Origin of the sequence: Sutcliffiella sp. FSL R7-0096 (genome assembly GCF_038595065.1) — a bacterium.
Classification (GTDB): Bacteria; Bacillota; Bacilli; order Bacillales; family Bacillaceae_I; genus Sutcliffiella_A.
This window is the reverse complement of record NZ_CP152003.1, coordinates 3,693,453-3,716,048: the sequence shown is the minus strand read 5'-3', so window position 1 is coordinate 3,716,048 and position 22,596 is coordinate 3,693,453. Positions and strand designations below refer to the sequence as shown.

Sequence of the window (22,596 nt, the reverse complement as noted above, 5' to 3'; positions counted from 1 at the left end):
GTTTGCCATATGCTAGTAATGGATGGGAAATTGGAAGGGAGAAATTATTATGGAAAAGCAAAATAAGCAGCAGTTTGAGACAGAAGTTATTCACCATGGATATGATGGTTCCATTTATCAGGGAAGCTTGGCACCGCCAATCTTTCAAACTTCTACCTTTTCCTTTCAAACGGCACAACAAGGGGAAAATAGATTTGCCGGAGAAGAAGAAGGTTATATATATTCAAGGCTTGGAAATCCAACAGTGAAAATGCTGGAAGAGCGGATCGCAGCACTTGAAAACGGAGAGGCGGGTCTTGCATTCGGCTCCGGAATGGCAGCTGTGTCTGCGGTATTGATTGCTTTAACAAAAAGCAATGACCATATCCTTTGTTCTCAAGGGATTTATGGTTGTACGTTTGGCTTATTACAATTGTTAAAAAATAAATATGAGGTATCACATAGCTTTTGTACGATGCAATCAGAGGAGGATATCAGGGCAGCAATCCAAACGAATACAACCTGCATCTATGTGGAAACGCCCATAAACCCTACGATGGCGCTGATCGATCTTGATCTTATCGTCACTATCGCAAAAGAGAAAAATATAAAAGTGGTTGTGGATAATACATTCTGCTCCCCTTATCTCCAGAAGCCACTTGATATGGGTTGTGACATTGTTATACACAGTGCTACCAAATATATCGGAGGGCATGGGGATGTTATTGCGGGATTGATCGTCGGTTCCAAAGAAATGATCACAGAAATTTCCATGACAACTTTAAAGGATATCGGTGGAGTGATGTCTCCGTTTGATGCTTGGCTTTTGATCCGTGGATTGAAGACCCTGCATGTCCGATTAGATCGCCATTGTGATAATGCAGAATATATTTTCGAGCAACTAGAAGCACATCCAATGGTTGAAAAGGTATATTACCCTGGTGATAAGAAAAGCGAAGCATATTCCATTATGCAAAAGCAAATGAAAAAGGGTGGAGGGCTTATTTCCTTCACTGTTAAAGGTGGAAAAGAGGAGGCACAAAAGTTACTGAATCAGTTAAAATTGATTAAAATTGCAGTAAGTCTTGGAGACGCCGAAACGTTGATCCAGCACCCTGCGACGATGACACATGCTGTTGTGCCAAAGGAAAACCGAGAACAGATGGGTATAACAGACGGACTATTGCGTCTTTCTGTAGGGCTCGAAGGCAAGGAAGATATTTGGCAGGATTTGAAACAGGCATTGAATCGATTATAAAAGTCATAGAGAAAGCGTCCGACCCCAAAAAATATTCGGGGGCTGGGCGCTTTGTTTATTTTCATATCACATAAACTGTTGATTTCCGTTCCAGGCGCTTCGCTTTCCTGCGGGCGGTCCGGGAGCCTCTTTACAACGCTTGGGGGTCTCCCATGTCCCTTCCTCCCGCGGGAGTTTTCGCGCTTTCTACTACAATCAACTTAAACTAGCATTCTTCATAGAAGCATCTTATGCTTCAGCAAGCAATATGGAAACAAATTTCTCTAAGTAAACCTTGTCCACCTCATCAAAACGATCCTTGATTGGACTATCGATGTCCAAGACCCCAATCATCTTACCGCCTACCACCATCGGTACGACGATTTCTGACTGAGAAGCCGCATCACAGGCGATATGACCTGGAAATGCATGGACATCTGCAACAAGCTGTGTGTCTTGAGTGGAGGCTGCAGTTCCGCATACTCCACGACCGAATGGAATCCTTACACATGCAGGCAGACCCTGAAATGGACCCAATACGAGCATGTCTTGCTTGGTTTCATCGGTAAGGTAGAAACCTACCCAATTTATATTGTCTAAGAAGACATTTAATAAAGCAGAAGCATTGGAAAGGTTGGCAATGAAATTAGGCTCATCAGAAATTAATGCATGCAGCTGTTTTAGGACAAGCTCGTAATTTTCTTCTCGCGTTCCTTTGTAGTTTTCGACTTGAAACATCATAATCCCCTCGCATTTTCAAAACTTATTGTGGAAAAACAACTATTTAGGCAGAATACCAATCGAAGTTGTCGACATTTAATAAAAGGATATACGTTCATCTTCACGAAATCAATAATTAAGATCTGAAATCACCAGAAAGGGTGAGTGAATATGGAAAAGACGAAGCAAAGAATCATTGACGCAGCGACTATTCTCTTTAATACAAAAGGCTATGATGGAACCTCGATTCGGGAGTTGGCCAAAAAGGCGAATGTGAATGTGGGACACATATCTTATTATTTTGAAAACAAAGCCGGCCTGCAAGAACATCTTCTTTCAAGCTTCTTTGATCAATACGTAACCATTTTGGAGAATGCATATAAAAAAATGCCTGCCATTTCAGCAAAGGAGTGTATGTTGGAATGTGTGGAAAAAACCATGAAGTTTCATAGGGAGAACCGGCAACTTGCACGGTATGTCTATCGCGAAATCACTTTAGATACGATGCTTGTCAGAGAGATAATGTCCACCTACCTCACGAAGGAAAAGTATTACTTTAAAGCCATTCTGGAAAAAGGACATAAATCGAAGGAGTTTGTGGTACATTCGGTGCTACTTGCTGTCATGCAATTAAAGAGCATGATCAGCACCCCTTTTCTCCAATCCCAGTATCTTGCGGAAGTCTGGCATATCATGCCTTATGAGACTTCCGCCATCGATCAGTATGAGAAGGTGATTGTGCAATGGCTGGAGCAGTCTATTTTTGCGAAACAGCAGCTGGAGAAAATAGCGCTTTAGCTTTCCGTTAATCCGCATCGCCTATCCCAGCTTAAATAAATCTTTATCCATCCCTTCATATCCTTGCGCCAATCCCTTTGCTGTATGGGCATCCGACCCATAGATTAATGGGATTTTTCTTTTGTGAGCTTCTTTTGCAATGTGGGTAGGAGGATAGGAATCCCCACATAGCGGTTTAACGAAGCCAGCTCCGTTGTAATCCAGCTCATACCCTTTTAAGGCAATGGCATCAAGTATAGGGGCTGTATACTCCATTGTCGGGGTAGTATGGGGAAACTTTTTCTTAAATTTCTCCACAAGGGTGATATGCCCGATCCGCTTCGGTTTGTATGGCCCTAAGTTACTTCCAATGGATTTCAAAAGGGTAGAATAGTAGCTTTCATAAACGGAGGAAAGACCTCCAAATATTTCGACCATCCTTTCAAATTCTTCCTCGCTGAAGTCCATGCAGTAATACTTCTCCTCTTTCTTCAGAAAATGAACAGATAAAATGCTGTCGTCCAAGGAAGGACCGATTTCACTTAAAAGCTCCCGAGTCTCTATTTCATACCCATCAATATAATCAACTTCAAGTCCGATATTGATTTTAATTGTGGAAGCATAATAGGATTTCATTTTTTGCAATTCTTTAAGGTAGGAGGGGAGGCTTGCCCATTCCATGGCACTATCTTTATCAGGTGCAGGATCATGGAAACCTTTAGGTAAGGGCGCATGTTCAGTAAAAGAAATCTCTTGGTAGTGCAGGTCCAAAGCTTGTTTAATATACGTATCTATCTTATCTGTGCTACCATGCGGACAATAGGGAGTATGGACATGTTTGTCGATTATCAAAAAAAACCCTCCGATACTTGAAGAAATATGTAAAAAATTTAAAAATATTGCTCAAAAAATGTCGTTTACATGGTATCATAAAAACATTCAAATATAAATAAAATGGGGCAGATATACACAACGACCCATTTACCCATTTTCATACATACATTCTTCAACGGAAGAATAGCCATTTTTTTATTCGAACCTTATTAATATAAACATAGAAGACAGGAACCACCATCCGGGTAGAAGGGGACTAGGCATGGAAATAATCATTGGGATTTTAGCACTAGTAGTTATATTTATCAGTGTAAGCTATTTAAGAAGAAAGAAGATTTATGAAGAAGTGGATCGACTGGAAACGTGGAAAGTTTCTATCATGAACAAGCCCGTATCCGAAGAGCTTTCCAAAGTGAAAGATTTGAATATGACTGGCCAGACGGAGGAATTGTTCGAGAACTGGCGTTATCAGTGGGATGATATCTTGTCTACAGAGCTTGTTAGCATCGAGGAATATCTTTTTGATGCAGAAGATTATGTGGACAAATACCGATTTAAAAAAGCCAAAGAAATATTGTCGATAGCAGATGACAAATTGCGTGATATCGAAATTAAAATTAAATCCATTTATGATGAACTGGATGATTTGATAGGTAGCCAGGCAAAGAGTGTGGAGCAAAACGAAAAGCTGGAAGGAAAGTATGCCGGCTTAAAGAAACAGCTTTTAAATCAACGTCATCAATACGGAAGTACTACGCCTTTATTGGAAAAAGAATTGGAACAGATCGAGCAACTCTTCGTAGAATTCAATGAGGCAATATCCAATGGTAACTACTTGGTTGCCAGAGAGTTGATTACTAAAATCGAAATAGAACTGTCAGGCTTTGAAGTGAAATTAGAGCATATTCCAGGCCTTCTGATAGACTGCCAGTCCGTGATTCCAAGTCAGCTTGCCGAAGTGGAGACAGGTTACAACGAAATGTTGGCAGAAGGATATATCCTAGATCACGTTAATCTTGAGGAGAGTCTAACAGGTCTACAAGATAAGATGAAACAGACTTCCAAGCTTCTGATGGAAACGAAAGCTATGGAAGCAAAAGAAGGTATTGAGGTTATTAAAGCAGAAATGGACGAGCTATACGATCAAATAGAGAAGGAAGTCCTGGCAAAGCATTTTGTCGTCAAGGAGCTTCCGGCTGTTGAAGCAATTCTTACCGCCTTATCTTCCGCAAGCGAGAAGACAAGACAGGAAACCTATATGGTACAGGAAAGCTATCAGCTTCAAGAAGAGGACATTCAGACGCAACGCAAGATTGAAGAATCAATGCTAGCACTTAATGATCGTTATGAAAAGCTGAGTGGTCATCTGAAAGAACAGACCATTGCCTTCACCATCCTGAAAGAAGAGCTGGAGGATATTTGTGAACAGATAAATTCTCTTCAGGGAATTCATCAACAGTATATGGATATTTTGATGGCTTTACGAAAAGACGAAATGGCAGCAAGAGATCAGTTGAATTCTTTAAGAAGGATGTTATTTGAAGTAAAGCGTTCCATTGAAAAAAGTAATATCCCAGGGTTGCCAAAAAACGTCTATCAAGATTTATCCTTAGCTAACGATCAGTTGAAAGAAGTGATGGATAAGCTAGAAGAAAAGCCATTGAATATAGTGGATGTTAATGCCATCCTGCATCAAGCTGTGGCAAGTGTGGAGAAATGCCATGGGGAAGCATTGGAAATCCTAGACCATGCTTATCTAGCAGAAAGCGTCATTCAATATGGAAATAGATATCGCAGCAAGCATCCTTCGGTTCATGAAAGCTTGGTAGAGGCAGAGCAGTTGTTTAGAAATTACGAATATAAGAACGCTTTGGAAGAAGCTGCAACATCTTTGGAAAAGGTGGAACCGGGCGTCATGAAGAAAATTGAAAAGATTTTAGATAAGGAGAGTTAGCAGGTGAAGTACTTTAAGTACGTACCATATGCATTCGTTTCCCTTCTCCTTATCATAGGGGGCCTTACATGGTTCACTGTCATTACATCACTTCAAGAAAGTGGGTCCAAACCAGCATTGACGGCCAAGTCACCAGCAGTGGAAGAATTGGAGATTCCTGAAGATGAACTGCAGGAAGAGAGTCCTCCGGAAAAATCCAATGTCCATGAAGGCCTTACGGAGGAAATGGTGAAAGAATGGAATATCGGAAAAGGTGGGATAGGCATCGACCGTCTGCTATCTCTTATTGAAGAATATATAGAATAGAATTCGAAAAAACATCGTGGAAAGTAGAATTAATACTTCCGCGATGTTTTTTTTGTGCCCCAGTTAAAGGAGGAACATAGGGCAATTGTTCATAGAAGTAGGTGAATTAATCAAATAAATCGCTCAATTAAACAAAAAAAAGCTCCAATTATTCAAAATACCCATTTAAATTCCTGACAGTTCATATATTCCGTAGAGCATAAAAAAACTGCCCATAGGTCAAAGTATCATCGACCTTTGGACAGCGTTGTTAAATGCTTGTTATTAAGCAATGCTCTCTTTTGATTGTTTCGTAGTCAAAGCACCGACCAACATTCCAATAAGCGCCCCGATGATGGCAGGTATCAACCAGCCAACACCTTCACTGTATAATGGAAGGAAACTGAAGATATCTTGTAGGAAAGTAATGTTGATGTCAGCAATAGCCAAGCCGTCCACAAAACTTACAATCCCTGTGAATAAAAGCGCAAACCCATAAACGTAGGATTCATTTCTCCATCGATAGAAGGATAAAAGAATCAACACAATCGCTAAAGGATAGATCATGATTAATACCGGTAATGAGAACGCAATCAGCTGTTCCAGTCCGACGTTTGAGACGATTAAACTGAAGATACTTAAAATCGCAACAAACGCTTTATAGGATACGGATGGCATAATTTTGGAAAAGAATTTACTTGTCGCAGAAACCAATCCAACAGAGGTAGTCAAGCAAGCAAATGTAATTGCCAGGCCAAGAATGACTGCACCGATGGATCCGAACAGATAATTAGCGGACCCTGAAAGGATTTGGCCACCATTTCCTGCTGCCCCGATTGCGTCAACACTCGTTGCACCAAGATAGGACAGGCCTGCATAAACGATAGTCAGACCGATAGCAGCAATGAAGCCAGCTTTTAAGCAAAGAGAAGTAATTGTCTTTTTATCGGTTACACCTTTATCTTTAATTGCCGAAATTACAACAATTCCGAAAACTAGAGCTGCAATGGTGTCCATTGTCAGATAGCCTTCAAGGAACCCTTTAAAGAACGGGGAACTTTGGTACCCTTCCGATGGGGCACCGATAGCCCCCATTGGTGTGACAATGCTTTTTACAACCAGAATCCCAATAACCGTCAATAAAATAGGAGTAAGGATTTTTCCGATTCGATCCACTAGCTTTGTAGGATTAAGAGCTAAATAATATGTTATCGCAAAGAATAAAATGGTGAAGAGAAATAGCGCCCAGCCCTGTGGGTTTACCGTTTCAGGCAGAAATGGCGTTGCTCCTATTTCAAATGCCACGGTCCCTGTACGTGGAATTCCAAAGAATGGCCCGATCGCCAAGTACATGATGATAGTAAAAATAATTCCGAAAATTGGGTTTACGCGATTGGCAAGCGTTTGGAGGTCGCCTCCGGTGTAAGCAATTGCCATTACTCCGAGAAGTGGAAGCCCCACCCCGGTTATCAGGAATCCGATGACGGACATGCCAACGTTTTCTCCGGCTGCCTGTCCAAGTAATGGAGGGAAGATCATATTCCCTGCTCCAAGGAATAAGGCAAAAAGCATAAGCCCCAATACCAATATATCCTTATTTGTATATTTTCTTTGCATGAATAATCCTCCTGATGAGAAAATGAAATGAATACGTTTTCATCCTATCATAATTTTGATGAAATTTGTCGAATAACATAAAAGTTCAACAATTCAATATATTAGAAAAACATTTATTAGTTTAACATGTCTAAACAAGAGTTGAAAGGGAAAAGTGCTAATTTCCTGTAATTTCTTTTTACAATGGTAGATGAACTCTTTAAACTCCTGTAGATTTTCGTTCCAGGTGTTCGCTTTCTGCGGGGAGGTGTTTGAGCCTTCTCACAACGCTTCCGGGTTCTCAACCTACCTCTACCTCCAGCCTGAGTCTCACACCTTGCACTACAATCTACAGGGAGGATTCATCTTTTATTAAATCCGCTTATCTTTTCCACGAATATAAAGTATGCTAACATTAATATTCGCTTAGAATAAAATTTTATCTATCTATATTTGACGAATTCTATTATTCCTCATATAAAAACGGAGGATGACATGATTTATTTAGACAATAGCGCAACAACAAAACCATATAAAGAAGTACTTAATTCATTTCTGACGGTTTCAACGGATTATTACGGAAATCCTTCCTCCATCCATTCGATGGGAGGAGAGGCGGAGAAGCTGCTGCACCGATCCCGTGAGACCATTGCTTCTATTTTGAATGTTTCTCATAAGGAAGTCATTTTCACATCTGGCGGAACCGAGAGCAATAACCTTGCAATTAAAGGAAGCGCTCTTAGTAAAAAAAGCATGGGGAACCATATTATCACTACGTCAGTAGAACATCCATCTGTCAGCAATGCGATAAAGGATTTAGAGGCGGAAGGGTTTGACGTTACGATCTTGCCTGTTGATAAGGATGGAAGGATCTCCACCGAACAAGTGGAGGATGCAATAAGGAAAGAAACAGTCCTTATCTCCATTATTCACGTGAATAATGAGACGGGAGTCATTCAACCCGTAAAAGAAATCGGTGAACTCCTTGCAAACTATCCACAAGTAACCTTCCATGTAGACCACATACAGGGAATTGGGAAAGTTACATTAAATATGGAAAACATCGATCTTTGCTCCCTTTCAGCCCACAAATTTCATGGCCTGAAAGGAAATGGGATCCTCATCGCTAAAAGTGGGGTGAAACTCCACCCGATCCTTAGTGGGGGAAATCAGGAATGGACATTGCGTTCGGGAACCGAGAATGTTGCTGGAATTGTGGCAATGACCAAGGCACTTAGGATGACAGTGGAAAAAGGTGAGAACAGCCGATCGGAAATGCAGGCATTGAAGAATTTCTGTATACATGAGTTGAAGAAAATGGATGGTGTGTTCCTTCATACGCCAGAAACTCATTCCGCTCCGCATATCATTAACTTTTCAGTACCTGGCATCAAGTCAGAAGTGTTGGTACATGCACTTGGAACAAAGAAGGTATTCGTTTCCACCACTTCTGCTTGCTCTTCAAAACGAAGAGCGCCAAGTAAGACATTGATGGCAATGGGTGTTTCCAGGGAAAAGGCAGAAAGCGCGATTAGGGTGAGCATGACTTATCATACAACCAAGCAGGAAATTCTAACATTTCTTCATGAACTGGAAGATGCAATTATTACTATAAAAGATGTAACGAGGTAAAGAACATGAATTATGATCATATATTAATCCGGTTTGGTGAACTATCCACCAAAGGAAGAAACAGAAAGCAGTTTGTCCAACGACTCAGCTATAACATACTTGAAAAGATAAAGGATTTTCCTGAAATAAGCATTGAAAAAAGCAGGGACAGAATGTTCATCAAATTGAATGGCGAGCCGCATGAACCAATCATTGACCGCCTTCAAAGCATTTTTGGCATCCATTCTTTCAGTTTGGCTGTTAAAACAAAAACGGAAATCGAAAGCATGAAGGATGGTGCTTTGTTTGCTCTTAAGGCGTTACCTTATAAAGGGAAGACCTTCAAGGTCACGGCTAAGCGCGCCTATAAGAATTTTGAGCTTGATACAAATGAACTCAACCATGCCATCGGGTCACACCTATTGCGTAATACAGAAGATTTAACGGTCAATGTTAAACAGCCCGACATCAATGTCAGAGTCGAAGTCCGAGAGGAAGCGACCTATGTTACCTGTAAAGATATCATGGGGGCAGGTGGGCTTCCTGTTGGAACAAGTGGAACGGGTGTACTCATGCTTTCTGGTGGAATTGATAGCCCTGTAGCCGGGTATTTGGCAATGAAACGCGGCATTAGACTGGAGGTTGTACATTTCTTCAGTCCGCCTTATACAAGTGAACGTGCAAAACAGAAAGTGGTCGAACTGACAGAAAGACTTACAGACTTTGGGCACTCCATCAACCTGCATATCGTGCCATTTACAGACATTCAAGTTGCCATTCAAAAGCAGGTGCCTGAAAACTACACCATGACTTCCACAAGAAGGTTCATGTTGAAGATCGCTGATAAAATACGAGAAAAAGAACAAGGACTTGCCATCATCACCGGGGAGAGTCTTGGGCAGGTGGCAAGCCAAACACTGCAAAGCATGTCCACCATCAATGAGGTCACTTCAACTCCCATCATCAGGCCATTGATCACCATGGACAAAATTGAAATCATGGATATCGCAAGGAAGATTGATACATTGGAAATTTCCAATAGACCTTATGAAGACTGCTGTACCATTTTTACTCCATCCGCTCCAAAAACGAAGCCAAAAAAGGAAAAAATCAATTTTTACGAGAGCTTTTTTGATATCGATAAAATGGTAGACGATGCTGTAGAACGTACGGAGAAACTGCTAATTACAGGCAAAAAGAAAGAAGAAGACAACATTATCAATGATTTGTTTTAAAAGTAGGAAGCTGTGAAGAATTACCATTTTTAAAACATGAATGATGCCATGTGTTTTGACACATTCTATATTCACAAGGAGGTGAAAACACATGGCAAACAACAGTTCAAACCAACTAGTTGTACCTGGTGTACAACAAGCTCTTGACCAAATGAAATACGAAATCGCTTCTGAATTCGGAGTTCAACTTGGTCCTGATGCAACTGCTCGCGCTAACGGTTCCGTTGGTGGAGAAATCACTAAACGCTTAGTTCAAATGGCTGAACAAAGCTTCAGCGGTGGTTACCAAAAATAATATATAAAATGGCTACGAGGTGGGGGAAACCCCACCTTTCTTCTATTCTTATCTTGGAGGTGCTATTTAATGAAAGAGCAAAATCAAGTAGAAAAACAGCAGAAGAAACAAGGCAGAAAACGTCGTAATGAGCCAAAGCATGCTGAAAAATCGAATGAGCAGTAAACTCTTAAGGCACCTTCTTTAATGAAGGTGTTTTTAGTTTAATCGTAATCGATGGGCTGGTTAACCTGAAAAAATCGAGCAAAACTAAAGAAACCTGTTCATTTTAAACATGGGTAAAATCGTTCGGACAATCTTTGGATGAGTTCGGACCTTCTTTGCCTTTTTTAAGGGGGTTAGGACAATTGGAAGTGACTGTTTGGACCAGAGGTGAGTAGGTTTGGCTAAAAATGTGTTTTGAACAACTTAAAAAAACTTCGGTCAATAATGCTGAATCTTTGGACTTGAATCCAAAATCTTCGGACAAGATCAGCAAAACTTCGGTCATTGCTTAAAAATCCTATCTCCCTTACGCAGAACTACTTTGTCTTTAATAGGAAATCCCGTTTTTCTAAGAAAATCCTGCAAAACAATTCAAATTATTTTAAAAATTTTGTAAGATGGAGGTAGTACTATTACAAAGGGGATGACTTCATATGAAAAGAGAAGAACTTTTAGCACCGCAAAAGTACAATCTGGTTGAAGAAGTGGAAAAGTACACAAATGGTAGTGAAAAGCTTGCCCTGATCTGGGAAAGTGAGCAAGGGGAGAAAGAACAAGTAACTTATCAAGAGTTAATGAAAGCTGCAAATAAAATTGGAAACACTTTACTTTCGGAAGGACTGAAAAAAGGGGATGTAGTCCTTGTCATGATGCCAAGGTTGATAGATTCTTATCAAGTGTACCTTGGAGCGCTAAAAGCGGGAATTGTTGTGATTCCATGCTCTGAAATGCTAAGGGAAAAGGATTTGGCCTATCGTATTGAGCACGGAGATGTGAAGGGAATCATTACATATCAACCGTTCGTGGAACAGGCAGATAAACTGGAAGAAGTAAGCAACCTGGTAAGATTCAGTGTTGGAGGAATAGCAGAAAAAGGGTGGACAAACCTTCACGAAGCGATGGAAAAACAATCCGATGAACTGGAATTCGCTTCAACTTCCAAAGATGATATGGCATTCCTATCCTATACATCCGGAACAACTGGTAATCCGAAAGGGGTCGTCCACACGCATGGATGGGCTTACGCACACCTTCGCACGACATCTAAGAATTGGTTGGGGATTGAAGACAATGATGTGGTCTGGGCAACAGCTAGCCCTGGCTGGCAGAAATGGATTTGGAGTCCTTTCTTATCTACACTTGGTTCAGGAGCAACGGGATTTGTCTATCATGGCAAATTCGATCCGAACACGTATTTGAAGCTATTGGAGAAATATGAAGTTAATGTCCTGTGTTGCACACCAACAGAATATCGTTTAATGGCGAAAGTGGATAACTTGAATGCCTATCAGCTCCCGCACCTTCATAGTGCTGTTTCAGCTGGTGAACCATTGAACCGTGAAGTCATTGAGACATTCCGCAAGCATTTCCAAGTAGATGTACGGGATGGATACGGACAAACTGAAAACACACTTTTGCTTGGAGTGTTAAAGGGAATGGAGATCAAATCGGGATCGATGGGGAAACCCACACCTGGTAACAGGGTGACAATAATCAATGAGGATGCAGAAGAGTGTGCTGTCGGGGAAGTAGGGGACATTGCAGTCCATGTAGAGACGCCAGCCTTATTTAAGCACTACTTCAAAGATCCGGAGCGTACTTCTAGACAGTTTAGAGGAGATTACTATATTACAGGTGACAAGGCCAAAAAGGATGAGGACGGATATTTTTGGTTTGAAGGTAGAAGCGATGATATCATTATCAGCTCAGGATATACCATTGGGCCTTTTGAAGTGGAAGATGCATTAGTAAAACATCCGTTGGTACGTGAGTGTGCGGTAGTGGCAAGTCCAGATGAAATCAGGGGGAATGTGGTGAAGGCGTTTGTCGTCCTTCAGGATGGAGTGGACCAAGAGGAAGCAAAACTGACGAAGCTGCTTCAGGAGCATGTCAAAGAACTGACGGCACCATATAAATATCCAAGGAAAATTGAGTATGTGACAGAACTTCCGAAAACCACTTCAGGTAAAATAAGAAGAATAGAATTAAGGCAGCAGGAATTAGCCCAAGGGGCAAAATAAATCAATTAAGGCAGGCTGGTGGGGACACGATTCCTTGGCTCCACCTAACCTGCCTTTTTTAATGCAATTTTTTTGTGCATGACCTTAACAAATGATACTCTGATAGTAATTTTACAAAAAGAAGGAGAAAAATCACATGGGAGAAATCTGGTACGGTGGAACAATCTATACAATGAAGGCAGAAATGGAAACGGTGGAGGCCGTCTATACAGAAAATGGACTCATTAAAAATATAGGATCCAGGGAAAATCTTTTCGCTACATACCCGGATGCAAACAAACAAGATATCAAAGGGGCAGTAATGTACCCAGGCTTCACAGACAGCCATATGCACCTGATAGGGCATGGGGAAAAGCTGCTTCGTCTCGATCTATCCACATATACCTCTTCTCAAGATGTTAAGGAGGCACTCCTAAAAAAAGTTCAAGAAACTCCGGAAGGCGAATGGATTTTCGGGGAGGGATGGAACGAGAATAATTTTGTCGACCGTAAAATATTCCATAGAACGGAACTCGATGAAATTACGTCTTCTCACCCTATGATTTTATCGAGGGTTTGCAGGCATGCTGTCTTGGTCAATACAAGGGCTCTGGTACTCGCAGGCGTCACTAAGGCTACAGAAAATCCTCCAGGTGGTGTGATTGTTAAGGATATAAATGGGGAACCGACAGGCTATCTTCTTGATCAGGCACAGGAATTAGTGAAAAAAATGATACCAAAAGCAAGTGAGAACTACCTTTATCATGCTCTGAAGACCTCGATACAAGATTGCGTCCGCCTTGGACTCGTTGGAAGTCATAGTGAGGATTTAAGCTATTATGGTAGTTTTACGAAGACTTATGGAGCCTTTCAAAACTTAATTGAACGGGACGGCTTTAAATACCGGGCTCATCTCTTGGTGCATCATGAAGTGGTGGATGATATGCATGAAGAAGGGCATCGGTATAAAGATTCAACCGGATATATTACCCTTGGCTCTATGAAGATTTTTGCAGATGGGGCATTAGGAGGCAGAACAGCCCTATTGAGCCGTCCATATAATGATGCCCCGGAAACATCCGGTGTGGCCATTCATACCCCGACTCAACTAGAAAACCTGGTTAAAAAGGCGAGGGAATATGGCATGACGGTGGCCGTCCACACCATTGGAGATCTTGCATTTGAATATATGCTGAATGCAATAGAAAAGCATCCTGCACCTGTAGGAGAGCGGGATAGGTTGATCCATGCCCAAATTTTGACCAGTGATCTGATAGAAAGGGCAAAACAGCTTCCATTAATACTCGATATTCAACCACGCTTTGTGGCAACAGACTTCCCATGGATTATTGAGCGCTTAGGGGAAGAAAGATTGAACTACTCGTATGCCTGGAAAACGTTATTGGACGAAGGATTAATTTGTGCTGGTGGCTCTGATGCGCCTATCGAACCGGTAGACCCGCTTCTTGGCATCCACGCTGCTGTTACAAGGCAAACCCCTGGTGACCCGGAGAAAACGGTCTACCAAGCTGAACAGTGCCTATCCATGTACGAGGCAATAGGACTCTTTACAAAGGGAAGTGCTCAAGCAATTTCCGAGGAACATAAACAAGGCGTCATTGAAAAAGGTTATTATGCCGATTTTACTGTCCTTGATACCGATTTGTTCCAAGCAAGACAAGAAGATATTTTGAAGGCAAATGTCACCATGACTATTATTGACGGCACGGTGATGTATATAAGAGAAGACTGACTGATACTGGTGAATAGCAACAATTCTTTAAAAAGAGCCTATAAAAAAGAAAAAGGTAACCGGGGGACACTTATACCTTCAATGTCCTCCGATTACCAATAATGTGTCAAGCCCCCAAGAATTTTAGCCTATAAGAAAGTCCTCTTAACCTTCTCCCAAAAGGAATTATCCTTCAGCTTAACGGTCTTAATTTTTCTGTCAGTCAATTGAATATCCAAACGCTCGACATGCTTGATGCTAAGAGCCTCATTATCAATTCCTATTGTAGGATAATCGTTGCCGTCTTGTATCACTTTCAATGTAAGTTTTCTTGCACCGGCCATGATGAATGGCGATCCAAGCGTCCTGTAACTGTTATTATTGATGGATGCCAACTCACTCACTTGAAAGCATGGCAACATCGGATCAACGACGGCCCCTTGTACGGATTTATTATATGCCGTACTGCCTGTAGGCGTAGATACGATCATCCCATCCCCGCGGAATGTTTCAAAGTGGAGATCATCTATGTAGACATCAATAGCGAATGTTTTGATAATGGCAGATCGGATTGAGCATTCGTTCAAACATTGGAACTTTGACACACCATCAATGGATACTTCAATGGTAGGATACTTTCTGACCTCAATTTGCTCAAAGGTCATGGCTTCGACCATCTTATCCGTATCATCAATATGGAAGTCGCAATAGAAGCTAGACGTGTCTCCGGTATTGATGCCGGCATAGAGGCAGTCCTCTTTGAAGCCTGTTTTTTGTACCGCCTGCAGGAATGTACCATCTCCACCGACTGCCACAATGATGTTGGCATGTTGATAATCATTTAGAATTTCGAAGTTATTTTGTTCAGCCAATTGCTCAAGCTTTGCAACCTTGGCCACCAATTCTTCTTCTCTTTTATAAAAGAAAAATATTTTACGGCGTTCTGTCATCCTTATTTCCTCCTTAATTATAATAAATATTGGAATCCTAACAAAAAATATCCAGAAAATATTACCCTTTTGGAAAGAATTTTAGTACAATTCTATATTGTGATAAGTTTATCATTTTGATGAAACTTTTTAAAACCATTTAACGTATAGGTACTGTACGAACAACTAGGAGGTTTGAATATGAACGGAAAGCGTTGGGCCGCGTTAGGAATAGCGGCATTGTTATTTTTTGTATCCATCATCACTAGCATAGCGACAAGGCCAGCCGAAAGCTCCACATCTGAGTCATTTTCCAGTATTTTCGGGGGCGAAGCAGAATTTATTGAAGAAATAATTCAGGATGGAAGTCCAAATCGAAAGATACTTGTTTTGGAAGTGAACGGTGTTATTCAAGATACCGGAAGTGATGTTACTTCCATCTTTCAATCACCGGGCTACAATCATCGTCAGTTTTTAAGAATGTTAGATCAGGCAAAGGAAGATAATTCCGTACAAGGGATCATTGTCCGAGTGAATTCCCCAGGTGGCGGAGTGTCAGAGAGTGCAGAGATACATAAGCGATTGGTGGAAATCAAGGAAGAAACAGAAAAGCCAATCTATATTTCCATGGGCACGATGGCTGCTTCAGGAGGGTATTATATAGCTGCTCCTGCTGACAAAATCTTTGCATCACGTGAAACGATTACTGGTTCCATTGGAGTCATTATGCAGGGAATCAATTATAAAGAGCTTGCTGAGAACTATGGAGTGAAATTTGAAACCATCAAAAGCGGTCCATATAAAGACATCATGTCCCCGACAAAGGATATGTCAGAAGAGGAACGCGAAATCCTTCAATCCATGGTAGACAATATGTATAACCAGTTTGTGGAGGTTATTGCTGAAGGAAGAGGGATGAGCGAGGCGGAAGTACGTAACTTCGCAGACGGAAGAATCTATGATGGGAAACAGGCAAAGGACATTAATATTGTGGATGAGCTTGGCTACTTTGAGGATGTCATCGATGCGATGAAGAATGACAATGATATGGGGAATGTCCAGGTGGTTCAATATACAGAAAACCTCGGATGGGGCTCTTTATTCAGTATGAATGTTCAATCCTTATTAAAGCCAGAGTCAGAGATGCAGATGTTAGCAAGACTGATCAATCAACCTAATTCTCCAAGACTGATGTACTTGTATGCAGAGTAGGAGGGGAATATGATGAGAGAAGAGCCGAATAAAGAAAGTGATTACGAGAAAATAGAGCAGGAAGATGCACTTCTACCCCATGAAGAATCTAGATTAGTGGAAAGCAGAACATCATTGGAAACAGAAGGAGACCACATCCTGGCGGCATCTGATAGGGCTGGGGTTCCTACTTACCGTTATGCAGGATTCTGGATGAGGTTATGGGCGTTCCTATTAGATTTATTGATTGTATGGAGCATAGGTGCGATTGTGGTATTTCCGTTATTTAGGTTATTGGGCATACCAGAGAGCCAGAGTTTCATATTTTCACCGGCATCAATCGCTACAACTATCATTTTGTATGGATACTTCATTTTAATGACGAAATATTTCAAACAAACACTGGGCAAAATGGTGTTTGGGTTGAAAGTAATAGACTTGAAGCATGACCATTTGTCATGGAAAAGTATTTTGTTCAGGGAAGGAGTAGGGCGTTACATTGCCTTGTTCTATTTCCCATTAACGTATATCGTTTTTCTTGTTGCCGCTTTTACGAGCAAAAAACAGGGAGTGCACGACTTTATCGCAGACACTACTGTCATACATGAGAATTAAGGAATAAAACCTGCGGACCGCAAATGGTCCGCAGGTTTATTTTTTTTCTGCTCGGAGATAATGGAAGAGGGAAGAAAGGTTGTGAAAACGTGATTTGGACCAGTATTATCGTAGCCATCATACTTATTCTCTTGATTGTGGTTCTTGTCACAAGGATTACCATTCAATTTTATTTCCATCATCAGCTGGACAACGATGATCAGATGACAGTGAAACTGAGTGCATGGTTTGGATTGTTGCGGTATACCATTGACGTGCCACTGATTAGCGTGGACACGGACACCGCATCTATCCACGTCGAGGAAAAAACCAAGATGGGAGCAGGAGATACGTCCCAGGGGAAAAAGAAGGAGAAAAACTTCTCTCCTAAAGAGATTTGGCAGAGCTTTCAAGATACGTATGAACTTGTTCGACATGTTGTGGGCATGCATGAAATAGTTCGCAGAATGATGGCAAGAATGGAAGTAAAACAGTTGGAATGGCATAGCAATATTGGATTAGGGGATGCTGCGCACACTGGAATGATTGTAGGAGTTGGTTGGTCGATTAAAGGGGGAGTTGTTGGTATTTTAAGTGACTACACCGCCTTTAAGGCTCATCCGATTCTTTCCATCACACCCTACTTCCAACAAACTGTATCCCAAACTCTAATAAAGTGTATGTTTCGATTTCGAATCGGGCATGCTATGTTGGCAGGTATAAGAATCGTTAAATATTGGAAGGGCGGCAGACCAAAATTCAAAACCCGCCCGTTATCCTTGTTGTCCAAAGAGGATAAGCACGAATCCATGTAAAAGAATAAAGGAGCATTCCTGTTAGAAGGATTTTCGGGGACTTGAACAAAAAAGAGCCCTCTTGGTATGATACGGGGTGTCAAATCGTGCACCGAATTGACCCCTAACTTAGGTAACCAAGGAGGACTCCAACATGGATTTTAAACAAAATCAGAAGATAAATCAAGTCACCGAAAATACACTTGTAGTCGGAATCGATATTGCAAAGCGGAAACACTTCGCCTGCTTTGTCGATGACCGTGGGCGTGTGCTTCAAAAATCTTTTTCGGTATTACAGTCTAGCGACGGTTTTGATCGTTTTTACGAGCGTATTTTGGCTGCCATGAAAGAATACGAAAAGACGGAGGTCATTGTCGGGATTGAACCTACCGGCCATTACTGGCTTAATCTAGCCTATTTCCTTGAGGAACGAGGCATTCCCCTGGTGATGACCAATCCTATGCACGTTAAGCGGTCAAAAGAATTGGATGACAACTTGCCAACCAAACATGACCGTAAAGATGCGTTAGTTATCGCTCGCCTGATTAAAGATGGACGCTTCAGTTATCCTCGTATCCTAAAGGATGTGGAGGCTGAACTCCGTGTGGGTTCAACGTTCAGAAGCAAGTTGACAGAGGAACTGGGTGCCGTCAAAAACATGGTCATTCGCTGGCTGGATCGCTATTTTCCTGAGTTCACCCAGGTCTTTCCGACATTCGGAAAGATGGCAATGGCTGTCCTGGAGTGCACACCATTTCCGGCCGATCTTCATCAGAAACAACCGGATGAAGTATTGGCACTTTACCGTAAGGTCGAGGGGCTCAAATCCCCCCAAAGGCCGAAAGCCATACGACTGATAGAACTCGCTTCAGACTCGATCGGGGTAACAGAAGGACGGGAGATGGCCCGTATGGAAATTGCCACACTCGTTCGCCGTTACCACCAGTTAGAACAAGAGATTGAAAGCATTACGCAGCACCTGGTTGAACTTATCCAAACATCAGTAGAATACGAATGGCTCTCAACGGTTCCTGGACTTGGAGATACCACGATTGTCGATTTACTAGCTGAAATCGGAAGCTTTTCTCACTATGAAGATCCACGCCAACTAATCAAACTCGCGGGATTGACATTACGGGAAAATTCCTCCGGCCAGCACAAAGGACAAAAGCGAATCTCCAAAAGGGGCAGAAGAAAGCTTCGTTCCCTCCTATTCCGAGTGATGATGCCGATGATTCGCCATAATGAAGCTTTTAAAAGGCTCCATGATTACTACACAAACCGTAAGGATAATCCGTTACGCAAGAAGCAATCCATCGTGGTCCTATGCGGAAAACTCTTAAAAGTTCTCCATGGAATCAGCACGAAGCACAAAGCGTTTGACGCAAAGCGAATGATGAGGGATATTCCTAGTCTCGCAGAGGCTATGTAAAGTCCTGCATCCCCTTTAAAGACCTAGACAACAGGATGACACGGAGAAGCTGGCACTATTTTTTCCATTCGACCTCGAGTCCCTAAAGGAGCTTCGCTAGCCTCTGCCTTATGACTAGACCGAACGAAGGAATGTAGGCACACTGATGCCCAGAGACATGGGAGGGTACGTCATCATAAGCTACGCAGAGATCCATTGTGCATCGTATATCCAATGATCACTACTTTACCATCATTACCCAGTAGTGACCGCGTAGCGTACCCACCAAATGTAAGAGAATCACAAATTTATTAATATCTGTTAGGGAGTATGTCGAAAAATATTTTTTTGACATCCCACCAACGGGTCAAACCGTTGATATATCAATATTTATAGAGGGAGGATTAATATGTCTGAACATCCTATTAAGAGTCTGATGACGACTGCAATGGAAAATTTAAAAGATATGATTGATGTAAACACCATCATCGGTGATCCGGTAGAAACCCCGGATGGAAGTGTCATCCTTACCGTTTCCAAAGTTGGCTTCGGATTTGCTGCAGGAGGAAGTGAGTTCCACGGTGGTGGTTCATCAGGTCCAGATAAACATGATGGAGGTGGCGGCAACCAACAGAACCAAGGTCAAAAGCTACCTTTTGGCGGAGGTAGTGGGGGCGGGGTTTCCATCACACCAATCGCTTTCTTGATTGTAAATTCCCATGGGGTAAAAATGCTACACCTCGATGAAAGTACAAGTATCTATGAAAGACTGTTGGATCTTGCTCCACAGGCAGTTGAAAAGGTCCAGCATATGTTGAATAACAATAAACAAAACAAAGGAAGTCAATCGAGTCAATCTTATAATGACCATAAGCAGGACTTGGACTTCTAACATTGCCGGCTGCGTTGCAGTCGGCTTTTTTGTTTGGTTGCAGTGGTTTGGGTCAAGAACTACTAAGGGGATATCATGAAATTTGGGGATATATCATGAAATTTGGGGATATATCATGAAATTTTAGGATTTATCATGAAAACTAAGGTGGATATCATGAAATTTTAGGATTTATCATGAAAACTAAGGGGATATCATGAAATTTTAGGATTTATCATGAAAACTAAGGGAATATCATGAAATTTTAGGATTTAACATGAAAACAAAGGTGGAAATCATGAAAATTGGGGATATATCATGAATTCTACACACTTCGACAAACAACTTGGATACCAAATATTTCACCGATTATCCTTCGAAACAATAAAGTTTGATTAATTGCAAAACTTCCAAAACATAGCTATTATAACAAGTGTACATATATTAATGAGGAGGGAAATTATCATGGCAAACGTAACATTCAAAGGGAACCAAATGACATTAGTCGGAAGTGAAGTGAAAGTGGGAGACCAGGCTCCAAACTTCTCCGTTCTTGCAAATGACCTATCTCCAGTAACATTGGAAAACTACAAAGGCTTCAAGAAATTGATCAGCGTAGTACCTTCCATCGATACAGGAGTATGCGATCAACAAACTCGCAAATTCAACGAAGAGGCAGCTAAGCTTGATAATGTAAAAGTAATTACAGTCAGCATGGACTTGCCTTTTGCGCAAAAACGTTGGTGTGCAGCTAGCGGACTTGACAATGTGGAAGTAGTATCTGACCACCGTGATGCTTCTTTTGGTGAAGCTTACGGCGTATTGATGCAAGAGCTACGCCTTCTTGCCCGCTCCACGTTTGTTGTGGACTCCAATGACAAAGTGACATACGTTGAATATGTTGGGGAAGGTACGGACCACCCTAATTATGAGGCGGCAATCGAAGCAGTAAAAACTGCAGAATAATTCCTTACTCAAAACCAATGCACCAAGACGAGCAGACTGTGATAATAGCAGTCTGCTTTATTTTTGGTCCATCTCCATGTAAAATAGGAATACTGAAATTTTGGCGAAAAATAAGTAGGATCTCTCTTGTTGAAGTAATTTACCTGTTGATAGAAGTGCAACCCGTGAGACCCGTGCGGGAGGTAGCGGTAGGTTGAGACCCCTGAAGCGTTGTGAGGAAGCTCAGGCACCGCCCAAAGGATAAGCGAACGCCTGGAACGGAAATCAACAGGAGTAAACCGAAATGAAATCCTCCTCAACAAGTAGCCAAAAAGAAAAGGAGTGGCATAATGTCCATTACAAAATTAGAAAATACATTTACTTTATTTGATACAACAGCACAAATTCTACAAGAAGAACTGGATTGTACATACCTAGAGGCACTCGCAGAAACCGCAGAAAACCTCTTCCACGGAGCAGTGATCCAAGAAGAGGTTTCTGAAGTAACCAAACGAAGACTGGAAAAAGAGTACAGGAAACAAACTATCACTTCCCTTCAAAAAGAAGAAATCAGAAAAGGATTTCAGCTTGCCATTCTAAAAGGTATGAAGGATGCAGTTCAAGCCAACCATCAAATGACTCCAGATGCGATCGCCATGTTTATGGGATACCTCGTTGGAAAATACACCTCACATTTGCAACAGCTGACCATGTTGGACCCTGCAATCGGTACTGGAAACCTCCTTACAGCTGTCCTTAACCACCAGCCCAACAAAAAGTTAGAGGCGTTTGGTGTGGATGTGGACGACCTTTTAGTGAAACTTGCCTATAATAATGCCAACCTCCAAGAGCAGGCAATCAGTTTATTTAATCAAGACGGTTTAAGCAACTTGTTTGTCGAACCAGTTGATGTAGTTGTTAGTGATCTACCGGTAGGCTATTATCCAGATGATCACAATGCAGCTAACTTCAAGCTAAAAGCAGAAGAAGGACATTCCTATGCGCATTATCTGTTCATAGAACAAGGCTTGCGTTACACAAAACCGGGCGGCCACCTTTTATTCTTAGTGCCAAATTCGATGTTTGAGGAAGAGGAGTCAAAAAGGGTAAACACGCTAATAAAAGAGGAAGCGTATATACAAGGTATGTTACAGCTTCCGGAAACGATGTTCCAAAACAAGAACCATGCAAAAAGCATCCTTGTCCTTCAAAAGAAAGGAATTGGTATTGAACCTCCAAAAGAAGCGCTGCTTGTAAACCTGCCAAGCTTCTCTAACATGCAGGCAATGGAAAAAATCATGGGGCAAATCAACCAGTGGTTTTCTGAGCAAAAGAACAATAAATAACTATGTCATTCTTCAGAAAATAACGAATATATAAGGTAAGCGTTACCATCAAGGGA

20 protein-coding genes are annotated in these 22,596 nt (G+C 41.6%); 16 read left to right on the top strand and 4 right to left on the bottom strand.

Annotated features, from left to right (window positions below):
• The first annotated feature begins 49 nt into the window (after positions 1-49).
• Positions 50-1,237 (top strand): methionine gamma-lyase, encoded by a 1,188-nt coding sequence (gene megL, locus MKY77_RS18995; protein WP_339147277.1) that lies wholly within the window; start codon positions 50-52, stop codon positions 1,235-1,237.
• Positions 1,238-1,465: 228 nt separating this feature from the next.
• On the opposite strand, the gene MKY77_RS18990 is transcribed toward megL, so the two are convergent.
• Positions 1,466-1,954 (bottom strand): GAF domain-containing protein, encoded by a 489-nt coding sequence (locus MKY77_RS18990; protein ID WP_339149861.1) that lies wholly within the window; start codon positions 1,952-1,954, stop codon positions 1,466-1,468.
• 153 nt (positions 1,955-2,107) lie between these two features.
• Between MKY77_RS18990 and refZ the strand changes: the two genes are divergently transcribed.
• Positions 2,108-2,734, top strand: coding sequence for a forespore capture DNA-binding protein RefZ (refZ, locus tag MKY77_RS18985; RefSeq protein ID WP_339147276.1), 627 nt, complete (start codon positions 2,108-2,110; stop codon positions 2,732-2,734).
• A gap of 21 nt (positions 2,735-2,755) precedes the next feature.
• Here the strand turns inward: refZ and hisJ are convergent, their stop codons facing one another.
• Complete coding sequence (gene hisJ, locus MKY77_RS18980) at positions 2,756-3,565, bottom strand: histidinol-phosphatase HisJ (RefSeq protein ID WP_342515396.1); 810 nt, start codon at positions 3,563-3,565, stop codon at positions 2,756-2,758.
• 244 nt (positions 3,566-3,809) lie between these two features.
• On the opposite strand from hisJ, the gene ezrA reads away from it, so the two are divergent.
• Together ezrA and MKY77_RS18970 are read left to right on the top strand one after the other, a co-directional pair.
• Positions 3,810-5,501, top strand: a complete 1,692-nt coding sequence (ezrA, locus tag MKY77_RS18975; protein ID WP_339147272.1) for a septation ring formation regulator EzrA — start codon at positions 3,810-3,812, stop codon at positions 5,499-5,501.
• Positions 5,502-5,504: 3 nt separating this feature from the next.
• A complete protein-coding gene (locus MKY77_RS18970; RefSeq protein WP_339147271.1) occupies positions 5,505-5,807 on the top strand; it encodes a hypothetical protein in 303 nt (100 codons plus the stop codon).
• Positions 5,808-6,071: 264 nt separating this feature from the next.
• Here MKY77_RS18970 and brnQ read toward each other — a convergent pair whose 3' ends face one another.
• Positions 6,072-7,403 carry a branched-chain amino acid transport system II carrier protein gene (gene brnQ, locus MKY77_RS18965; RefSeq protein ID WP_339147270.1) on the bottom strand — a complete coding sequence of 444 codons (1,332 nt, stop codon included), beginning with the start codon at positions 7,401-7,403 and terminating at the stop codon, positions 6,072-6,074.
• A 474-nt stretch (positions 7,404-7,877) separates the two neighbouring features.
• Here brnQ and MKY77_RS18960 point away from each other — a divergent pair, with 474 nt between their 5' ends.
• The 5 genes from MKY77_RS18960 to MKY77_RS18940 all read left to right on the top strand — a co-directional run bounded on the left by MKY77_RS18960 (position 7,878) and on the right by MKY77_RS18940 (position 14,480).
• Positions 7,878-9,014 carry a cysteine desulfurase family protein gene (locus MKY77_RS18960; protein ID WP_339147269.1) on the top strand — a complete coding sequence of 379 codons (1,137 nt, stop codon included), beginning with the start codon at positions 7,878-7,880 and terminating at the stop codon, positions 9,012-9,014.
• 5 nt (positions 9,015-9,019) lie between these two features.
• Entirely contained in the window at positions 9,020-10,228 is a 1,209-nt protein-coding gene (thiI, locus tag MKY77_RS18955) for a tRNA uracil 4-sulfurtransferase ThiI (RefSeq protein ID WP_339147268.1), read from the top strand.
• Between the two features lie 91 nt (positions 10,229-10,319).
• Entirely contained in the window at positions 10,320-10,523 is a 204-nt protein-coding gene (locus MKY77_RS18950; protein ID WP_010195477.1) for an alpha/beta-type small acid-soluble spore protein, read from the top strand.
• Between the two features lie 638 nt (positions 10,524-11,161).
• A complete protein-coding gene (locus MKY77_RS18945) occupies positions 11,162-12,748 on the top strand; it encodes an acyl--CoA ligase (protein ID WP_339147266.1) in 1,587 nt (528 codons plus the stop codon).
• Positions 12,749-12,884: 136 nt separating this feature from the next.
• Positions 12,885-14,480, top strand: coding sequence for an amidohydrolase (locus MKY77_RS18940; RefSeq protein WP_339147264.1), 1,596 nt, complete (start codon positions 12,885-12,887; stop codon positions 14,478-14,480).
• Positions 14,481-14,608: 128 nt separating this feature from the next.
• Here the strand turns inward: MKY77_RS18940 and MKY77_RS18935 are convergent, their stop codons facing one another.
• Positions 14,609-15,409, bottom strand: coding sequence for an NAD kinase (locus MKY77_RS18935; RefSeq protein ID WP_339147263.1), 801 nt, complete (start codon positions 15,407-15,409; stop codon positions 14,609-14,611).
• A gap of 180 nt (positions 15,410-15,589) precedes the next feature.
• Here MKY77_RS18935 and sppA point away from each other — a divergent pair, with 180 nt between their 5' ends.
• The 7 genes from sppA (at position 15,590) to MKY77_RS18900 (ending at position 22,540) form a co-directional block, all read left to right on the top strand.
• On the top strand, positions 15,590-16,600 hold the full coding sequence (gene sppA, locus MKY77_RS18930; RefSeq protein ID WP_339147261.1) for a signal peptide peptidase SppA: 1,011 nt from the start codon (positions 15,590-15,592) through the stop codon (positions 16,598-16,600).
• A gap of 9 nt (positions 16,601-16,609) precedes the next feature.
• On the top strand, positions 16,610-17,194 hold the full coding sequence (locus MKY77_RS18925; RefSeq protein WP_339147259.1) for an RDD family protein: 585 nt from the start codon (positions 16,610-16,612) through the stop codon (positions 17,192-17,194).
• A gap of 89 nt (positions 17,195-17,283) precedes the next feature.
• Positions 17,284-17,988 (top strand): DUF2953 domain-containing protein, encoded by a 705-nt coding sequence (locus MKY77_RS18920; RefSeq protein ID WP_339147258.1) that lies wholly within the window; start codon positions 17,284-17,286, stop codon positions 17,986-17,988.
• 133 nt (positions 17,989-18,121) lie between these two features.
• Positions 18,122-19,399, top strand: coding sequence for an IS110 family transposase (locus MKY77_RS18915; protein WP_342515391.1), 1,278 nt, complete (start codon positions 18,122-18,124; stop codon positions 19,397-19,399).
• Between the two features lie 388 nt (positions 19,400-19,787).
• Entirely contained in the window at positions 19,788-20,270 is a 483-nt protein-coding gene (gene ytfJ / locus MKY77_RS18910; protein WP_339147257.1) for a GerW family sporulation protein, read from the top strand.
• Between the two features lie 444 nt (positions 20,271-20,714).
• Entirely contained in the window at positions 20,715-21,215 is a 501-nt protein-coding gene (tpx, locus tag MKY77_RS18905; protein ID WP_339147256.1) for a thiol peroxidase, read from the top strand.
• Positions 21,216-21,544: 329 nt separating this feature from the next.
• On the top strand, positions 21,545-22,540 hold the full coding sequence (locus MKY77_RS18900; protein ID WP_339147255.1) for a class I SAM-dependent methyltransferase: 996 nt from the start codon (positions 21,545-21,547) through the stop codon (positions 22,538-22,540).
• Positions 22,541-22,596: the final 56 nt, after the last annotated feature.

Coding starts and splice junctions, on each gene's coding strand:
- tpx (WP_339147256.1), top strand. CDS start 20,715: ATGGCAAACGTAACATTCAAAGGGAACCAAATGACATTAGTCGGAAGT.
- megL (WP_339147277.1), top strand. CDS start 50: ATGGAAAAGCAAAATAAGCAGCAGTTTGAGACAGAAGTTATTCACCAT.
- MKY77_RS18940 (WP_339147264.1), top strand. CDS start 12,885: ATGGGAGAAATCTGGTACGGTGGAACAATCTATACAATGAAGGCAGAA.
- MKY77_RS18945 (WP_339147266.1), top strand. CDS start 11,162: ATGAAAAGAGAAGAACTTTTAGCACCGCAAAAGTACAATCTGGTTGAA.
- MKY77_RS18935 (WP_339147263.1), bottom strand. CDS start 15,409: ATGACAGAACGCCGTAAAATATTTTTCTTTTATAAAAGAGAAGAAGAA.
- thiI (WP_339147268.1), top strand. CDS start 9,020: ATGAATTATGATCATATATTAATCCGGTTTGGTGAACTATCCACCAAA.
- refZ (WP_339147276.1), top strand. CDS start 2,108: ATGGAAAAGACGAAGCAAAGAATCATTGACGCAGCGACTATTCTCTTT.
- sppA (WP_339147261.1), top strand. CDS start 15,590: ATGAACGGAAAGCGTTGGGCCGCGTTAGGAATAGCGGCATTGTTATTT.
- MKY77_RS18990 (WP_339149861.1), bottom strand. CDS start 1,954: ATGTTTCAAGTCGAAAACTACAAAGGAACGCGAGAAGAAAATTACGAG.
- ezrA (WP_339147272.1), top strand. CDS start 3,810: ATGGAAATAATCATTGGGATTTTAGCACTAGTAGTTATATTTATCAGT.
- ytfJ (WP_339147257.1), top strand. CDS start 19,788: ATGTCTGAACATCCTATTAAGAGTCTGATGACGACTGCAATGGAAAAT.
- MKY77_RS18900 (WP_339147255.1), top strand. CDS start 21,545: ATGTCCATTACAAAATTAGAAAATACATTTACTTTATTTGATACAACA.
- MKY77_RS18925 (WP_339147259.1), top strand. CDS start 16,610: ATGATGAGAGAAGAGCCGAATAAAGAAAGTGATTACGAGAAAATAGAG.
- MKY77_RS18915 (WP_342515391.1), top strand. CDS start 18,122: ATGGATTTTAAACAAAATCAGAAGATAAATCAAGTCACCGAAAATACA.
- brnQ (WP_339147270.1), bottom strand. CDS start 7,403: ATGCAAAGAAAATATACAAATAAGGATATATTGGTATTGGGGCTTATG.
- MKY77_RS18950 (WP_010195477.1), top strand. CDS start 10,320: ATGGCAAACAACAGTTCAAACCAACTAGTTGTACCTGGTGTACAACAA.
- MKY77_RS18960 (WP_339147269.1), top strand. CDS start 7,878: ATGATTTATTTAGACAATAGCGCAACAACAAAACCATATAAAGAAGTA.